13 protein-coding genes are annotated in these 15,031 nt (G+C 59.9%); 6 read left to right on the top strand and 7 right to left on the bottom strand.

Annotated features, from left to right (window positions below):
* The 5 genes from AC2D8U_RS09380 to AC2D8U_RS09360 form a co-directional block, all read right to left on the bottom strand.
* Positions 1 to 1,413: an AmpG family muropeptide MFS transporter gene (locus AC2D8U_RS09380; RefSeq protein ID WP_484618778.1), complete on the bottom strand. Its 1,413-nt coding sequence runs from the start codon at positions 1,411 to 1,413 to the stop codon at positions 1 to 3.
* 118 nt (positions 1,414 to 1,531) lie between these two features.
* The gene (locus tag AC2D8U_RS09375) at positions 1,532 to 1,855 is read right to left on the bottom strand and encodes a DUF4156 domain-containing protein (RefSeq protein ID WP_484618777.1); all 324 of its coding nucleotides are present in this window, start codon (positions 1,853 to 1,855) and stop codon (positions 1,532 to 1,534) included.
* A gap of 9 nt (positions 1,856 to 1,864) precedes the next feature.
* Complete coding sequence (locus tag AC2D8U_RS09370) at positions 1,865 to 2,458, bottom strand: peptidylprolyl isomerase (protein ID WP_484618776.1); 594 nt, start codon at positions 2,456 to 2,458, stop codon at positions 1,865 to 1,867.
* A gap of 10 nt (positions 2,459 to 2,468) precedes the next feature.
* Positions 2,469 to 3,032, bottom strand: coding sequence for a YajG family lipoprotein (locus AC2D8U_RS09365; RefSeq protein ID WP_484618775.1), 564 nt, complete (start codon positions 3,030 to 3,032; stop codon positions 2,469 to 2,471).
* Between the two features lie 68 nt (positions 3,033 to 3,100).
* A complete protein-coding gene (locus AC2D8U_RS09360; RefSeq protein ID WP_484618774.1) occupies positions 3,101 to 4,222 on the bottom strand; it encodes a methyltransferase in 1,122 nt (373 codons plus the stop codon).
* Between the two features lie 38 nt (positions 4,223 to 4,260).
* Between AC2D8U_RS09360 and AC2D8U_RS09355 the strand changes: the two genes are divergently transcribed.
* Both AC2D8U_RS09355 and AC2D8U_RS09350 read left to right on the top strand, forming a co-directional pair.
* Positions 4,261 to 4,884: an alpha-ketoglutarate-dependent dioxygenase AlkB family protein gene (locus tag AC2D8U_RS09355; RefSeq protein ID WP_484618773.1), complete on the top strand. Its 624-nt coding sequence runs from the start codon at positions 4,261 to 4,263 to the stop codon at positions 4,882 to 4,884.
* A gap of 13 nt (positions 4,885 to 4,897) precedes the next feature.
* The gene (locus AC2D8U_RS09350; protein ID WP_484618772.1) at positions 4,898 to 5,194 is read left to right on the top strand and encodes a BolA family protein; all 297 of its coding nucleotides are present in this window, start codon (positions 4,898 to 4,900) and stop codon (positions 5,192 to 5,194) included.
* A 246-nt stretch (positions 5,195 to 5,440) separates the two neighbouring features.
* Here the strand turns inward: AC2D8U_RS09350 and AC2D8U_RS09345 are convergent, their stop codons facing one another.
* Together AC2D8U_RS09345 and AC2D8U_RS09340 are read right to left on the bottom strand one after the other, a co-directional pair.
* Positions 5,441 to 6,754, bottom strand: a complete 1,314-nt coding sequence (locus AC2D8U_RS09345; protein ID WP_484618771.1) for a sensor histidine kinase — start codon at positions 6,752 to 6,754, stop codon at positions 5,441 to 5,443.
* Complete coding sequence (locus tag AC2D8U_RS09340) at positions 6,744 to 8,141, bottom strand: sigma-54-dependent transcriptional regulator (protein ID WP_484618770.1); 1,398 nt, start codon at positions 8,139 to 8,141, stop codon at positions 6,744 to 6,746. Before AC2D8U_RS09340 ends, AC2D8U_RS09345 begins: the two co-directional genes overlap by 11 nt.
* 216 nt (positions 8,142 to 8,357) lie before the next feature.
* On the opposite strand from AC2D8U_RS09340, the gene AC2D8U_RS09335 reads away from it, so the two are divergent.
* From AC2D8U_RS09335 to AC2D8U_RS09320, 4 genes are all read left to right on the top strand, one after another.
* Entirely contained in the window at positions 8,358 to 9,623 is a 1,266-nt protein-coding gene (locus tag AC2D8U_RS09335) for an efflux RND transporter periplasmic adaptor subunit (protein ID WP_484618769.1), read from the top strand.
* Positions 9,624 to 9,635: 12 nt separating this feature from the next.
* Positions 9,636 to 10,328: an ABC transporter ATP-binding protein gene (locus tag AC2D8U_RS09330; RefSeq protein ID WP_484618768.1), complete on the top strand. Its 693-nt coding sequence runs from the start codon at positions 9,636 to 9,638 to the stop codon at positions 10,326 to 10,328.
* Positions 10,321 to 12,729: an ABC transporter permease gene (locus AC2D8U_RS09325; RefSeq protein WP_484618767.1), complete on the top strand. Its 2,409-nt coding sequence runs from the start codon at positions 10,321 to 10,323 to the stop codon at positions 12,727 to 12,729. The genes AC2D8U_RS09330 and AC2D8U_RS09325 overlap by 8 nt, the downstream gene beginning before the upstream one ends.
* A gap of 852 nt (positions 12,730 to 13,581) precedes the next feature.
* Positions 13,582 to 14,682 carry a S41 family peptidase gene (locus tag AC2D8U_RS09320; RefSeq protein ID WP_484618766.1) on the top strand — a complete coding sequence of 367 codons (1,101 nt, stop codon included), beginning with the start codon at positions 13,582 to 13,584 and terminating at the stop codon, positions 14,680 to 14,682.
* Positions 14,683 to 15,031 lie beyond the last annotated feature (349 nt).

The raw sequence follows: 15,031 nt of genomic DNA, 5'->3' as shown, positions 1-15,031 counted from the left end.
TCAGGGGACGTTGTCGGTGCCGGTCGCTGGCGCCTTCTGCTGTGTGGCAGGCGCCGATTCCCGCAGCGCCTGGCGGTTGACCAGCAGGATCAGCAGCAGCACCGGCAGGCCCATGGCGCTGGCGGCGATAAAGAAGTGGGTATAGCCCCAGGCGTCCACCATGACGCCGGAGAAGCCCGCCACGTACTTGGGAAACAGCAGCATCATGGAGGAGAGCAGGGCGTATTGGGTGGCGGAGTAGGCCAGGTTGGTCAGGCTCGACAGGTAGGCGATAAAGGCTGAGGTGGCGATCCCGGCGGCAAAGTTGTCGGCGGCGATCACCAGGGTCAACAGGCCAAGATGGTAGCCCACCTGGGCCTGGACGGCGTACAGCAGGTTGGTGGCGGCCACCAGGATGGCGCCGATGAAGAGGATCTTCATGGTGCCGTAGCGAAACACCAGGGCGCCACCGGCAGCGGCGCCGAGCAGGGTCATGATCACCCCGTAGATCTTGGAGATCGCCGCCACTTCCGCCTTGGAGAACCCCATGTCGACATAGAACACGTTGGCCATCACTCCCATGACGATATCGGAGATCCGGTAGCAGGCGATGAGCGCCAGGATCAACAGGGCCTGTTTACCGAAGCGCCCAAAGAAATCGACGAAGGGGGCGACGACGGCGCTGTAGCCCCAGGCCAGGAAGCGGGCCAGGGGGCGGGGCAGGTGGGCAAAACGGTTGAGAAAGTCCTGCTGTGCCTGCTCGGCGCTGGAGCGGTCCACCTGGGGTTCGTGGGTCAGCAGGGTGGCGAGGATCCCCACCCCCATGCTGGCGGCCATGGCCCAGTAGGCCGCCTGCCAAGCCTCGACCCGGTAGGCGTTGGGATCGGGATCGGCCCAGGCGGCGATGGCCAGGGCGCCGGCACCGGAGAAGATCATCGCCAGGCGGTAGCCCATCTGGTAGGCGGCGGCCAGGGCCGCCTGCATCTTCTCCGGGGCCGCTTCGATGCGAAAGGCGTCCACCGCGATGTCCTGAGTGGCGGAGGCGAAGGCCACGGCCAGGGCCAGGCTCACCAGAGCCGTCAGTTGCAGTTGGGGATCCATCTGGGCCATAAAGGCCAGCCCGGCCGCCAGGGTGAGCTGGGACAGCAGCAGCCAGCTGCGTCGTCGGCCCAGCACCCGGGTGAGCACAGGGATGGGCAGGCGGTCCACCAGGGGGGCCCAGAGAAACTTGATGCTGTAGGCCAGGGCCACCCAGCTGATAAAGCCGATGGTGGCCCGCTCGATGCCTGCCTCGCGCAGCCAGAACGACAGGGTGCCGAACACCAGCGCCAGGGGCAGGCCGGAGGAGAAGCCCAGGGCCAGCAGGGTCAGCACCCGTTTGTGGGCGTACACTTTCAGGGCACCGAGTTTATCGGTCAGGGTTGGGCTGAGCATTGCGAAGGGGCGTCTCCAAGTTGGCGATGATGGATCCCAGCTTAACGGGCCGGGAAAGCGGAGCACAACCCGCTTCTCTTTGGGTTATAGCGGCACCACCGTGCCGAACCTGTACGGCTTAGGGGCAGGAGTAGATATGACCGACGTAGGTTACCGAGGTCTCGAAAGCCAATTTGTCCTTGATTTCCACAAGGTTACCTCCAATGTTGGCGGCGTGGTTGCGCAGCTGGTTAAGGGCCCCTGTGGTCAGATCAAAGTTGCTGATAAACCAGTAACTGTACCAGTGTCCTTCCGAGCCGACCCAGGTATCCAGCCGTTGGCAGCGCTCGGTGACGGCGGCATTGTCGAACACCATGGTCACCCTGTCGGCGTCGGGTAACCTGGGGGTGACGGTGCAGCCGGCCAAAAGCAGCCCGGCGAGGAGCCCGTAGCGTCGTTGCATGACGTTGTCCTATTCCGGTTGGAGCCGGGCCTTGAGCAGGCGCAGAGGTACCATGGGGACCGTCGCGGCGCCGATGGCGTCGTTGTAATCGGTGGGCACCTCACCCATTCGGTCGAGCACCTCCATCCCCTCAATGATCTCGCCAAACACTGCGTAGCCCCAGCGTCGGCCCGGATCCAGCCCTTCGTTATCATCCAGGTTGAAATAGAACTGGTTGGTGGCGGTGTGGGCCCCAAGGCCTCTCGCCATGGCGATTGTACCGCGTTGGTTGCTCAGGCCGTTGCCCGACTCGTTCACCACGGGGTCGTTTTGCGGCAGGTAGCTGTAGTCGGACTTGTAGCCGCCGCCTTGGACCACAAAACCCGGTTCCACCCGGTGAAACAGAGTGTCGTCGTAGACACCGTCCACCACATAGGTCAGGAAGTTGTCCACGGTGAGGCGGGCCCGGCTGCGATCCAGTTCGATGACGAGCGTACCCAGGTTGGTTTCCAGCTGCACCTGGGGAAACAGGTTGTTCGGCTGGATCCGAAGATCCGGTTCGGCCTTCGCCCAGCTTATGGCGGGCAGGCACAGGGCCAATAACAGGCAAAACGTCCGTGTCACGGCTTTCTCCTTACTGAATAAACTGATGCAGCTCTTGATCGGTGAGGATGGCACCCAGCAGTTGAGCTAGGCGGTCATTGATCTCACGCTCCAGCTTGGCCGCATCGGCGCCCAGTACCCCTTTGAACTCGCCTCGGGCCTGGTAGCGCTTGACCAGCTTCTGCTCATCTTTGCGCAAGGTCAGTCGTGCCATCAGGGTGCTTTGTGCCTTATGGCTCATGGGCAGCTGTTCAACGTCCATGCGCAGGCGTTCCAGGCTCAGCTCCATCTGCACATCGCCATTGGCCCGCAAGGTGTATCCCATGCGCTCCAGGCCGTCGGCCAGCCCCTGCTCGAGCAGTTGGCGAGGGTTGCTGTTGGCACCGATCAGGGTCGCGGCGTCGCCGTCTCGTTCTATCCGGGCCAGGTAGGTTTCACTGCGCAGATCGACGCTGCTCAGGGCAATGCTGGCGGGTGTGCTGATCTTATGTTGGACCAGGGGCTCCAGGGGGGACAGAACCAGGGTTTGTGGTGTATTGGCGCAGCCTGCGAGCCCGGCAAGTAAGGCCAGGACGGAAAATAGACGTGTTTTCATAATGACGTTCATAAAACCATGATGACCGCAGGATAACAGATCCTGCGGTGGGGAAAAGGGGATAAAGATCAGCGCTTTTGTGCTTCAAGAATGACGAACTTGGCGTTGGAGGCGAGGGTGGTGCAACCGCCAAACAGCCGGGTCAGCTTGATGTGGTAGCCCAGGTGGCGATTGCCGACCACCAGCAGTTTGCCCCCCATCTTCAGCACTCGGCGGGCATCCCGGAACATCTGCCAGGCGATATGATCCGTCACCGCCTGCTGCTGGTGAAACGGTGGGTTACACAGCACCAGATCGGCACTGCCCCCTTCGACATCCGACAGGCAGTCGTTCCACAACAGCTCAATCCGCTCTTCGAATTCAGCCGTATTGTCCTCACAGGCCCTAAGGCCATGCCAGGATTCGTCGACGGCCAGCACTTCACACTCGGGATCCGCCTTGAGTGCCGCCAGGGACAGTACGCCGTTGCCACAGCCCAGATCCACTACCTTGCCGCCGGCGGGAATGGCATCGGCGATATGGGGCAGCAGGGCCCGGGCACCGAGATCCAGGCGGGCACTGCCGTAGGTGTTGGGGTAGTTGCGCAGGGTCTGCTCGACTTCCTCGCAGTGCCACGCCAGGACGGGATCCATGCCACTGCTGCGGCCGGAAAGCTGGCCATGCACCAGGCGGGCTTTTTTCACCGCCCGGGAGGGGTGCACATCGTCGAGCAGCTGACGGGTCAGATCGGGCAGGGTGCTGGGCATGTCTTTCTGCCGGGCGCCGATCACCACAGGGGTGCCTGCGGGCAGATGCTGGTTGAGCCAATCCAGCTGTGCGGTCAGCAGGCGCAGGCTGCGGGGCAGTTTGATCAGCACCCCGGCCGGCGTACCCTGGGCCTCAAGCTCAGCGATATCTCGGTAGACAGACGCTACCGGCGGCTGCTCATTGAGATCGCGGTTTTGTTCCAGTGCCTGGTGGCTGACAAAGGAGTCGTTGACCCAGTGCAGTTCACGCTCAGGCTCAGCGGCGGTCAGGGCGCAGGCCAGGGCACCGAAGTGATCGTTGAGCACCCAGAGGGCGCCGCCCGGCAGTTGATGGGCGGTGGCCATCAGCTCGTCGGCACTGTCCCAGGCTCTCAGGGGATCGTCGAGCTGGGGCGGAAAGCGTTCGAGGCGCAGCGGCGTGTCGTTGACGGTAAACTCAGTCATGGCGATGGGATCTGGCAAAAAGAGGAATGATCTCAAAGATGAGGCGAATTGAACAGCGTATTGATGATCCTAGCGGAAGATTGCTGGCGCGCCACTGGCCCCGTTGGCTCAGTGAGGAGGAACAGGCGGAACTTTGGCCTTTGTTGCTGGGCCTGCCCTGGTCCCGGCCCAGCCTGACCCTCTTTGGTCAAACCCACCCCATCCCCCGACAGCAGTGCTTTCTGGGCGAAGTGAACTGTCACTATCGATACAGTGGAGGGTTATTGGAGCCCTTGCCCCTGCCCGAGGCATTGAGCCGGTTGATGGCCCGGCTCAACCGGTTTGGTCACTGGCACTTCAACTCCGTGCTGGCCAACCGCTACCGGGACGGGGCCGACAAGATGGGCTGGCACAGGGACAATGAGCCGGAGCTGGGCGCCGATCCCCAGTTGGCGATCCTGTCACTGGGGGCACCGCGCACCCTGCGTCTGCGTTGGGATCGCACCGGCTCCACCCCAGTGTTGCTGGCCCCGGGCAGCCTGTTGTGGCTGGCCCCGGGCGTCTGGCATGGCCTCAACGCCAGCAAGCGCGTCACCCAGGCGCGGATCAGCCTGACCTTCCGTGCGGTGATCCCGGGCTTTCATTGTGATCCGGATCCCGGTATAACCGGCGGCAAAGGTTAACAAGGAGCCCATCATGTCCATGCAGCAGATCATTGAGCAGAAGATCACCCAGGCCCTGGCCCCCAGCCATATCGAAGTGATCAACGAAAGTTACATGCATCGGGGCGGCAGTGAGGACAGCCACTTCAAGCTGATCGTCGTCGCCGAGCAGTTTGACGGCCAGCGCCTGCTGGCCCGGCACCGCGCCGTGAATGCCGTGCTGGCGGATGAGTTGGCGGGCAGCCTGCATGCCCTGGCGCTGCACACCTACACCCCAACCGAGTGGGCCGAGCAGGGCGGTGCCCCGCGAACCCCCTCCTGCGTTAGCTGAGCTTTATTGCTCTTTCTTCGGTAGCCTCCCCGATGGTGCGGATGCCTGCGGCATAAGCGGTTTCGTGGTTCACTAACTACCCCTGCGAAGGGCTGGTTTCGCCACACACCGGTCGTAGGTTGGAGTTGAGCGCAGCGAAGCTCAACGTGTTGCAAAAGCCCTGTGTGGGGCATTTGCTCACCGTCCAGACTGCGCCGAGGTTGGGGAAATGGCACTCAGGTAAAAAGGTTTGTCAGAATGCTGGCCTTAGCGGAAACGTAGGGCGGCCATGAAACCTGGTTCTGGTTCGTGGCAATTGCCAGCATAGATCTCACCGCCGTGGGCTTGCATGATCTGTCGTGCCAGGCTCAGGCCGATCCCTGAACCGCCTTGCTTGGTGGAGAAAAAGGGCACAAACAGGTTCGCCTCGGCCTCCTCGACCACTCCGATCCCGTTATCCCTCAGTTCAACCAATATCCGGCTCTCCTTATCCCTAAGTGCCTGCAGAACGATCTTGGGGCTCGTCTGGCCTCTTACGGCTTCGACAGCGTTGCGCAGCAGATTGATCAATAGCTGATCCAGCAAGGTTCGATCCGCCATCAGGTTCAGTCCCTCAGCAATGCGCACTTCTAGGGTGATCCCTGTCAGTTCACTTTGCATCAGGGCCAAGCCTTCATTGAGCCACCCGTCCACATTCACAAGCGTCCGTTTAGGTTTGGGTAACTGAGCCAGTTGCTGGTAGTCGTTGATAAAGCCACCTAGGGTTCGGGCCCGACGCTCCACAGTAGCCAATGCCTGAGCCAGATCTGCCCGGTCCTCGTCATCCAGCCCCTCCTCCCCCGACACCAGGGTTCGCGCCGTCCCCGCCAAGGAGGCGATGGGGGTGATGGAGTTGCGGATCTCATGGGTCAGCACCCGCACCATCTGCTGCCAGGCGCGCTGTTCCTGGGCCGCCAGCTCATCGGCAATGCTCTGCAGGGTGATCACCCGTAGCGACTGTCCCTGGATCTGACAGCGACTTAGGCAGGCCAGCAGCGATTTGTGCTGCCAATGCAGCAAGGCTCTAGGCGTGGGTGACCGCTCCGCCAGCCAGCGGCGCAGCGGTGTGGCGTCATCGGGCAGGCCATTCAGATCCGTAGGACTTTGCCGGCCCAGCAGGGCAAGCCAGGCACGGTTGTGGCGCACAATATGGCCCTGCTCATCCAGTACCAGTACGGCGAGATCCAGATGCTGCAGGATGGCATTGAGAAACAGCCGTTGTTGCTCCTCTTTGATCTGGTGGTTCTCATTGCGCTGTTTGAGGCGTTCGATCTGGCGCTCTACCGAACTATCGCCGATCTCCGCCAAGGGCAGATCCCCCGCCAGCGCGGCAGCCAGCCACTGGCTCTGGCTGCGCCGCCCCTGCCTGGCCCGGCGCTGCATCTGCCACAACAGCAGGAGCACAAGCCCCATTAACAACACCAAGGGCATGATGTACTCCGTCAGCATTGCCAGGACAACGCCAGTCGCCACCAGGGCGACCAGCCCCAACTGCTCCCACAGCAGCGTTCGATCGACTCTTGCCTTACCGTTAGAGTCCATATTTTTCCATCCGTCGATAGAGGGCGGCGCGGGTCAGTCCTAGGGCTTTGGCGGCGCGGCTGATGTTGCCCTGATGGCCATGCAGGGCCTTTTCGATGGCCAACTGCTCAAGCGCAGCCAGGTCCAGGCTGTCCAGATCCACGTCGGCGGCTTTTGTCTGGGGGGCTTGGGCCGATGATGGAGCACTCAGATCCAGCAGTGACACATTCAGCGCGCCATTGCCTGAGAGGATCACCAGTCGCTCCATGGCATGGGCCAGTTCCCGAACGTTACCCGGCCAGGGATAGGCTTGCAGCTGGGCGAGATCGGTGCAGGTCAGCGCGTGTTCGGGGCGGCCGTACTGTTGCTGATAGAGTCGGAGGAAATGATCGGCCAGCAGGGGGATGTCCTCTTGACGCTCACGCAGCGGCGGCAACTGGATCACCACGGTGTTGATGCGGTAGAGCAGATCCTGGCGGAAGTTTCCTGCCGCCACCCGTGCATCCAGATCGTCGTTGGTGGCGCACACCAGACGGATATCGGTGTCGGTGGTGCGATTGCTGCCGACCGGCTGGATCTGCCGATTTTGAATGGCGCTGAGCAACTGGCTCTGTTGGGGCAGGGGCAGGTTACCCAACTCATCGAGAAACAGGGTGCCGCCGCGGGCCGCTTCAAAGCGTCCGGTCCGATCCGACTTGGCGTCGGTAAAAGCACCTTTGACGTGGCCAAACAGCTCGGAGCCGATCAGGCTGTCGCTCAGGGTGCCCATGTCCACGCTGATCATGGGACCAACCGCACGGACGGAGTGGGCATGGATCGCCTCCGCCACCACCGCCTTACCGGTGCCGCTTTCCCCGAGGATCAGCACATTGGCCTCGGTCGGCGCTACCATCTTGATGGTCTCCATCACCCGCTGCATCGCCGGACTTTGACCCAGAAGGCGGTTCTGTGGCTCCGTACTGGGACTGGCGGGCGTCACAGATTGTACGCTCTTGTCCTGCCCGGCGCTCATCGATGGATCGGCTGCCTTCACGGTGGCTAGCAGCCGATCGTTATCCCAAGGCTTGGTGACAAAGTCCGCCGCCCCGGCTTTCATCGCCCGCACCGCCAGCTCCAGCTCGCCATAGGCGGTCATCATCACCACCGCCGTACGCGGATGGTCGCGGCGCAGCTGGGCCAGCAGGGCCATGCCCTCCTCGCCACTGGCCTGATCCCGGCGGAAGTTCATGTCCAGCAGTACCAGCTCAAATTGATGTTCAGCCATCATCACCGGCAAGCTGTCCGGCGTTTCCGTCACCATGATCTGGGCGAAATGGCGCTTGAGCACCATACGAGCGGCGATCAGGATATCCGGGTTGTCGTCCACCACCAGTACTTTGCTGGGGCCGGGCGAAAGGCGGCGGGTCATCTTGGCGTCTCAAAAAGGGGTTATTGCTCCCTATCTTAATGCAACGCATTGAATTTCCAACTGTTCAAATTCGGACACCTGAGTGTTCGATAGTGAACACCTGATCTTGCTCGCCAACTCGCCAAAGAAGTTAACCTGCTGTTTTTATTGCACTTAAAAAGTTGGCACGCCCTTCGCTGTTATATCATCAGACACGGATGATATAGAGCCAAGACAATGGATACACAGATCGCTCAACCTTCACTGCTTCGCCGCCTGGCCAAGCCCGCTATCGCCGCGGCCATGGTGATCTTGGCCCTGGCCAGCGCCCGAGCTTTTCAAAGCGCGCCAGGCGGCAAGCGGTTGACCCTGCCGATGGACAGTGTCCAGTTGGTCACCGTTACCCAGGACACCCTGGCCCAGTCCATTTCGCTGCGCGGCACCGTGGTCCCCCGGCGCACCATCTACCTGGATGCCATCGAAGGCGGTCGGGTGGAGCGGCGTCTGGTGGAGCCGGGGATCATGGTGACTAAGGGCCAGCCGTTGGTGGTGCTGTCCAACTCCAGCCTGCAACTGAACGTGATGAGCCGGGAAGCGGACGTGGCGGAGCAGCTCAATAACCTGTCCAATACCCGCATGGCGATGGAGACCGAGCGGCTCAATATCCGCACCCAGCTGCTGGAGATCGATCACCAGATCCGCACCCTGTCTCGTCAGATCCGCCAGTACGAGCAGCTCAAGGCCTCGGACTTTGTCTCTGCTGAAGCGATCGATCAGATCCGCGATTCCCTGGCCTACTACCAGACCCGCCGCGAGCTGGTGCTGGCCAAGCAGTCCCAGGACAAGGCGCTGCGGGAGCAGCAGATCCGCCAATTGGAGGAGAGTACGCAGATGCTCACCGCCAACCTGCAGGTGGCCCGCCAGAACCTGGAGGGGCTGACCATCACCGCCCCCGCCGATGGTTTTCTCAGCGCGCTGGAAGCGGAGCAGGGGGAGTCCAAGGGGCGGGGCGCTCGCTTGGGTCAGTTGGATCTTTCCGGCGATTTCAAGCTCAGCGCCATGGTGGATGAGTTTTACCTCAGCCAGGTGGCCAACGGCATGGGCGCCTGGGCGGAGATCGACGGCCAGCGCCGCGAGCTGGTGGTCAGCAAGATCTCCGGGCGGATCAGCAATGGGCAATTTGAGATCGAGTTGGACTTCATGGACGACAGCGCCGAACAAGGCCTGCGCCGCGGCCAGACCCTGTCGCTGACCCTGATGATGGAAAACGAAAGCAGCCACGCCCTGGTGTTGCCCAAAGGGGCCTTCACCCACCACACCGGCGGCCACTGGATCTTTGTGATGGACGACAACGGCAAGACCGCCACCCGCCGGGAGATCCGCCTTGGGCGCCAGAGCGGCAGCCACCTGGAAGTGCTCTCAGGCCTTGAGGCCGGTGATCAAGTGGTGATCTCCAGCTATCAGAACCTGCAAGAGTTTCAGCAACTTCAGCTTACCCAGTAAAGGAACGGACTCATGATCAAACTGGACAACTTAAGCCGTCAGTTTCGCACTGACAGCGTACTGACCACCGCTCTCAACAACATCAACCTGACCGTCAACAAGGGCGAGTTCGTGGCCATCATGGGCCCCTCGGGCTGCGGTAAATCCACCCTGCTCAATGTGCTGGGGATGCTGGACAGCCCCAGCTCCGGCCACTATTGGTTCGACGATAAGGACATCGCCAACCACAGCGAAAAGGCCCTGGCGAAACTGCGCAAGACCCACCTGGGTTTCGTGTTCCAGAGCTTTAACCTGATCGATGAGTTAACTGTTTATCAGAACGTTGAACTGCCGCTGCTGTATCAGAACGTGCCGGGCAAGGAGCGGCAGCAGCGAGTAGAAGCCATTTTGGAGCAGATGCAGATCGCCCATCGCCGGGAGCACCTGCCCCAGCAACTGTCCGGCGGTCAGCAGCAGCGGGTCGCCGTGGCCCGCGCGCTGATCATCCAGCCGGCCTTGATCTTGGCCGATGAGCCCACCGGCAACCTCGACTCAGAAAACTCCGAAGCCGTGATGAACCTGCTGTGCGAGCTCAACCGCGCCGGCACCACCATCATCATGGTGACCCACGCGGAGGAAGACGCCGCCTACGCCACCCGTACCGTGCGGATGCGTGATGGCCAGATCGTCGCGGACTTGCCTGCCGAGGTGAAGCGTTATGCGTAGTTCATCCTTTGCCATGCTGGGCAACTACCTGGCCACCGCCAGTCGGGCGCTGCTAAAGCAGAAGCTGCACACTGGCCTGAATCTTCTGGGGCTGTCCGTTGGGCTGGCCGCGACTCTGTTGATCTTGCTCTGGGTGCGCTTTGAGTTGAGCTATGACAAGTTTCATCCCAATGTGGAAAGCAGCTATAGGCTGGTTCAGCACTATGGCTCCTTAGACGCCACTATCGCCGCTACGCCCACCAGCCTGCCGCAACGCTTAACGGACCGTTCAGAGATCGCTGCGATGACTTCCCTCATTCGCACATCAGTACCCAACAACTTATTTAAATTGGGTGACATGCCCTTTCAGATCGATGCGTTCTACGGGGCTGATCCCTCATTCCTAGAGTTCTTTGCGCTAGAGATCCTTAAAGGCAATCTCACCACGGTGTTGACCAAACCCAACCAGATCGCCCTGTCAGAGCGGGAGGCTGTGCGTCTGTTCGGTCACCGCGATGTCCTCGGCGAAACCCTACTCTGGCGCCAGAGGGTGCTGAGTGTCACCGCCGTCTTCGCCGATCTGCCGGCTAACACCCACTTGGTGATCAATGCGTTGACCAGCCAGGATACCCTTCGTCCGGTCATGGGGGACTCTCTGGATAGCCTTACAACGAGTGCTGGGTATACTTACATGAGGCCGGTTCCAGGTACTGATCTGAAGCAATTAAGTGCGGAATTGAGCCGTTGGCTAGCCGAGGTTGGCTTTCAAAATCAGGCTCCAGTGCGGCTGGAGTTGCAACCACTGACCGATATCCACCTGCTCTCGGCGTTGATGTTCGAGATGAAAAGTAATGGCTCAGCCCAGGCGGTCTCAGTCGCCATGGGACTCGCCCTGGCCGTATTGGCCATTGCCGCCTTCAACTTTGTCAACTTGAGTACCGCCCGGGCCGGATTGCGGGCCAAAGAGGTGGGGGTACGCAAGGCGCTGGGGGCCAGCCGGGGAAAGTTGGCGGCCCAGTTTCTTCTCGAAGCGGTTTTGCTGACCGCCGTGGCTGCCCTACTTGCCTGTGCTTGGGTAGAGATCGGCCTTCCCCTATTTAATCAACTGATGAATAGTCAGCTGAGTCTCACCTATGCAAGTGACTTTGGGATCTTACTGGTAGGACTGATCCTGCTGATAGGCCTGCTAGCCGGTGCCTATCCGGCACTCTATCTGTCCGCTTTTAAGCCCGCCCGGGTGCTGTCTGGCGAGATGATGGTCGGTCAAGGGGCGATAAGGTTGCGCAAGGCCCTTATTGGTCTGCAAAGCGCCATCAGTATCGGTCTATTGATTGGCTGTGGAGGCCTGCATGCCCAACAGACGTTCATGCAGAGCCAGCCTTTGGGCTACGACAAGAATGGGCGCATAGTCGTCAAGCAACTGCCTAAGGAGGTGCTGGGTCAGCGTGATACCATCGATACCCAACTCACGGCGAGCGGGTTAGTACAGCATTGGACCTTTGTTGACCAAAGCCCAACGGAAGATTTCAAAATGTATCGCCATATCCAACTGCAAGGCAAGGAACTGGAGAACGTGGGTATGCAGATGGGGAGTGAAGACCTAGTAAAAACCTTGGGTCTTACATTGCTTGCCGGACGTGACTTTGACACCGAGTTCAGCGCAGATCGCTATAACCCGGAAACCAAAACTGTGGGTGTGCTTATCAACCGCGAGACCAGCGTCCTGGCAGGCTTTAGCCAACCAGAGAATGCTATCGGGCAGCCGGTAGGTTTCGGTGACGAGATAATGGGTACCATCGTCGGTGTCGTCGACAACTACATAAAGGGGCCAAGCCTGAGAGACAACGCACCCATGTTCTTTGTTCACTCGTTAAATTATCTCATCAATGCGCAGATCCTGCTTCATCTGCAGCCGGGGATCAGTATGACCGAGCTCGATAATCTGCGCTCAATCCTGCAGCGCCTGGCTCCTGAGCAGAACATCGATATGACTTTCCTCAACAGCGAATATCAGGCCCTGTTCGACGATCAGCGCCGTCATCAGGCTCTGCTCCTCAGCTTTGCCACTCTGGCCATCGGCCTCACCTGCATCGGCCTGTTCGGCCTCGCCGCCTTCAGCTGTGAGCGCCGCAGCAAGGAGATCGCCATGCGTAAGGTGCTCGGCGGCAGTTACGCCAGCATCATCGCGTTGATCAACAAAGAGTTCGTGCTGTTGGTCGCGCTGGGCAGCCTGTTGGCCTGGCCGCTGGCTCACTGGGGCCTGAGCCGCTGGCTGGAGCACTTTTTGCACCGAGTCGAGCTGGCCTGGTGGTGGTTCCCCGCCGCAACGCTGGTGGTGCTGGCCATCACCGTCGCGACGGTTTCCGGGCTGGCACTCAACACCGCCCGCCAGCGCCCGGCGCTGATCTTGCGGGACGAATAAAGCACAGCTCTAGGCTTCGTAGGGCACGGTTAGCCGCGCAGCGGCGTAACCTGCCGCAACCTCGGTTGGCGAAAGAGCAAATAGCTGGCGCGGTGAGCTTTCTGTGATTCCCAAAGCTGGTTTGTCGCGTTGGCGACGGCAATTTAGCTCGTTAAGGAGAGTGGGGCTTCACCCCCTGACACCCCCCTTTTGCCTTCACCGCGGCGGCGCTGTTTGGAGGTTTTGTTTGGATTGGCGTTAACGCATGAGCACGGAGTTTAGTGAACAGTGCAGTCTGCCGGGCAGGGATCCCTCAATGCCGCGGGTATAGGGGAGTACAGGAGCGGCCTCGAAATAGGCTAAGAGACGGGGAAAATCCGGTGCTGGGGGCTGGTTTCGCCACAATATTGTATTGTCATTCGCCAGTTTCAACTCACTCTGATCCTACGGTTCGCGATGTCAGTTTCCAAATCGAGCCCAAAGCAGTCAGCTTACGGGACTGCGTCCCTAAGCTAACCTACGAAGCACGAAGCACGAAGCGCGGAGACGGGGCTTGGCTTTGTAGGTTAGATCAGCCGCGCAGCGGCGTGATCTGACATTGCCGGACCGGGCCCGGATCTCAAGATAAGTGGAAGGTAAGTGGGGTCAGAGTCAACTTACTCCGGTGAGATCAGGTTAGGGGAAACAGACTGGGGCTATTTTCGGCCCCGCAGGGAGCACTGGGCATCTGAACCTTTTGATCCCTTGAGCCTTGTGACGCTGCTCAATGAATTATGGGAAGTCTGCGCATTCTCGCTTTCTTTGGTGTTAGGTTTTGTTTGAGGTTTAACAGCCAATAACATTGCCATAGACCCCCGTAACCAACCGAAATAAATGCAAAAGTTTCGCCTATTGATACTTCTCTCCGCGTTAAGCTGGAACGTCGCTGCAGATGAGCACGAGAGAATAGATCATCCCTCTGAGTGCCAAACCGATCTGGCGGCCTTACCAGAATTTATGTTGGAGAACGACACTGGTGCCCGAGAGCATCTTAAGCATAAAGGTGAAGCTCACTTCCGTAGAGCGTTGAACAGAGCCCAAAAAGAAGCCGAATTGGTCACCGATCGTTTTCAATGTGATCGGATCATACGCAAGTACTTACGCGCCTGGCGATCAGTGCATCTGAGTTTGTCTCCGCTACACCAAGACGCCGCCAACATGGATCAGTGGCATCGAGAGGCTATCCAAGATCTACCTTCAGTTACCTCACTGTCTGAGGATACCCTGCTGCTCACCCTACCGGGGTTTCGGCATGAACAGGGTGAGGCGCTGAAGACACTCATTGATGAAAAGCAGGAACTTCTCACCCGGCATCCCAACTGGATCATCGATGTCAGGAGTAATGGTGGGGGGTCGGATTCCAGCTACGCGCCCCTGCTTCCTTACCTGACCCATGGTGAAGTTGCTCAAGTCTCCCAGGAATTCCTGTCGACTCCGGCCGTGATTGCTGGCTTAAAACACGTTTGCGCACGATTCGTCGGTAATGATCCGGCATGTGTGGCATATGTCGATGAGGTGCTGGAGCAATTGGGGACAGTCGAAACCGGCGATTTTGTCTCCGTAAAGGGTGACTTTCTGCAGTACCATTCCGTGGAACCCGTGGACGTGCAGCCGGAAAAGGTGGCTGTGTTGACCGGCGGTCGATGCGGAAGTTCGTGTGAGCAGTTTGTGTTGGATGTCAGGCAAAGCTTCTCAGTCAAAATTGTGGGCCGGAATACCCTGGGCTCTTTGGATTACTCAAATCTCATGCCTTGGATCATGCCTTCCGGGCAGCGGGAACTCTTCTTTGCCACATCCAGGAGTCTTAGGGTCCCTGATGCGCCGGTGGATTTAGCGGGGATCGCCCCGGACATATACTTGCCTGAATCCGGGACTCCTGAATTGGAAGTCGAGCGGGTACGCAACTGGCTAGAGGGGGGCTCGCTCCGTAATTAAAGTGGGGTCAGAGTCAGTTTTCTGTGCGTACCGGGTATCTCTTTACATGAGCAAGGGGCCAGCTCCCTCTGGATACCCCTTTGCCTTCACTGCCTCGAAGTCAGCGAAGATACAGGGTGGGCCATCCTGCTCTGGGGGCGGCTTTCGCCACACACCGGCCAATTATCAGATGTCGAGCTTCGTAGGGTAGGTTAGCCGCGCAGCGGCGTAACCTACCGGCTTCACCAAATGGGATCGTCGCCTATCGAATACGCAGTATGGGCACGGGTAACGGTGGCTTACGCTTCGCTAAGCCCCCCTACGTAGGGGGCTGGTTTCGCGAAAAGAGCGCTCGCTAACCTAGCCTGCG

The organism is Ferrimonas sp. YIN67, assembly GCF_057219095.1.
This window is presented reverse-complemented; position numbering and strand designations above follow the sequence as displayed.

Excerpts from the sequence above, each read along its gene's own strand:
- AC2D8U_RS09335 (WP_484618769.1), top strand. The coding sequence starts at position 8,358 with ATGGATACACAGATCGCTCAACCTTCACTGCTTCGCCGCCTGGCCAAG.
- AC2D8U_RS09360 (WP_484618774.1), bottom strand. The coding sequence starts at position 4,222 with ATGACTGAGTTTACCGTCAACGACACGCCGCTGCGCCTCGAACGCTTT.
- AC2D8U_RS09355 (WP_484618773.1), top strand. The coding sequence starts at position 4,261 with ATGAGGCGAATTGAACAGCGTATTGATGATCCTAGCGGAAGATTGCTG.
- AC2D8U_RS09325 (WP_484618767.1), top strand. The coding sequence starts at position 10,321 with ATGCGTAGTTCATCCTTTGCCATGCTGGGCAACTACCTGGCCACCGCC.
- AC2D8U_RS09340 (WP_484618770.1), bottom strand. The coding sequence starts at position 8,141 with ATGACCCGCCGCCTTTCGCCCGGCCCCAGCAAAGTACTGGTGGTGGAC.
- AC2D8U_RS09330 (WP_484618768.1), top strand. The coding sequence starts at position 9,636 with ATGATCAAACTGGACAACTTAAGCCGTCAGTTTCGCACTGACAGCGTA.
- AC2D8U_RS09375 (WP_484618777.1), bottom strand. The coding sequence starts at position 1,855 with ATGCAACGACGCTACGGGCTCCTCGCCGGGCTGCTTTTGGCCGGCTGC.
- AC2D8U_RS09380 (WP_484618778.1), bottom strand. The coding sequence starts at position 1,413 with ATGCTCAGCCCAACCCTGACCGATAAACTCGGTGCCCTGAAAGTGTAC.
- AC2D8U_RS09350 (WP_484618772.1), top strand. The coding sequence starts at position 4,898 with ATGTCCATGCAGCAGATCATTGAGCAGAAGATCACCCAGGCCCTGGCC.
- AC2D8U_RS09365 (WP_484618775.1), bottom strand. The coding sequence starts at position 3,032 with ATGAAAACACGTCTATTTTCCGTCCTGGCCTTACTTGCCGGGCTCGCA.
- AC2D8U_RS09345 (WP_484618771.1), bottom strand. The coding sequence starts at position 6,754 with ATGGACTCTAACGGTAAGGCAAGAGTCGATCGAACGCTGCTGTGGGAG.
- AC2D8U_RS09320 (WP_484618766.1), top strand. The coding sequence starts at position 13,582 with ATGCAAAAGTTTCGCCTATTGATACTTCTCTCCGCGTTAAGCTGGAAC.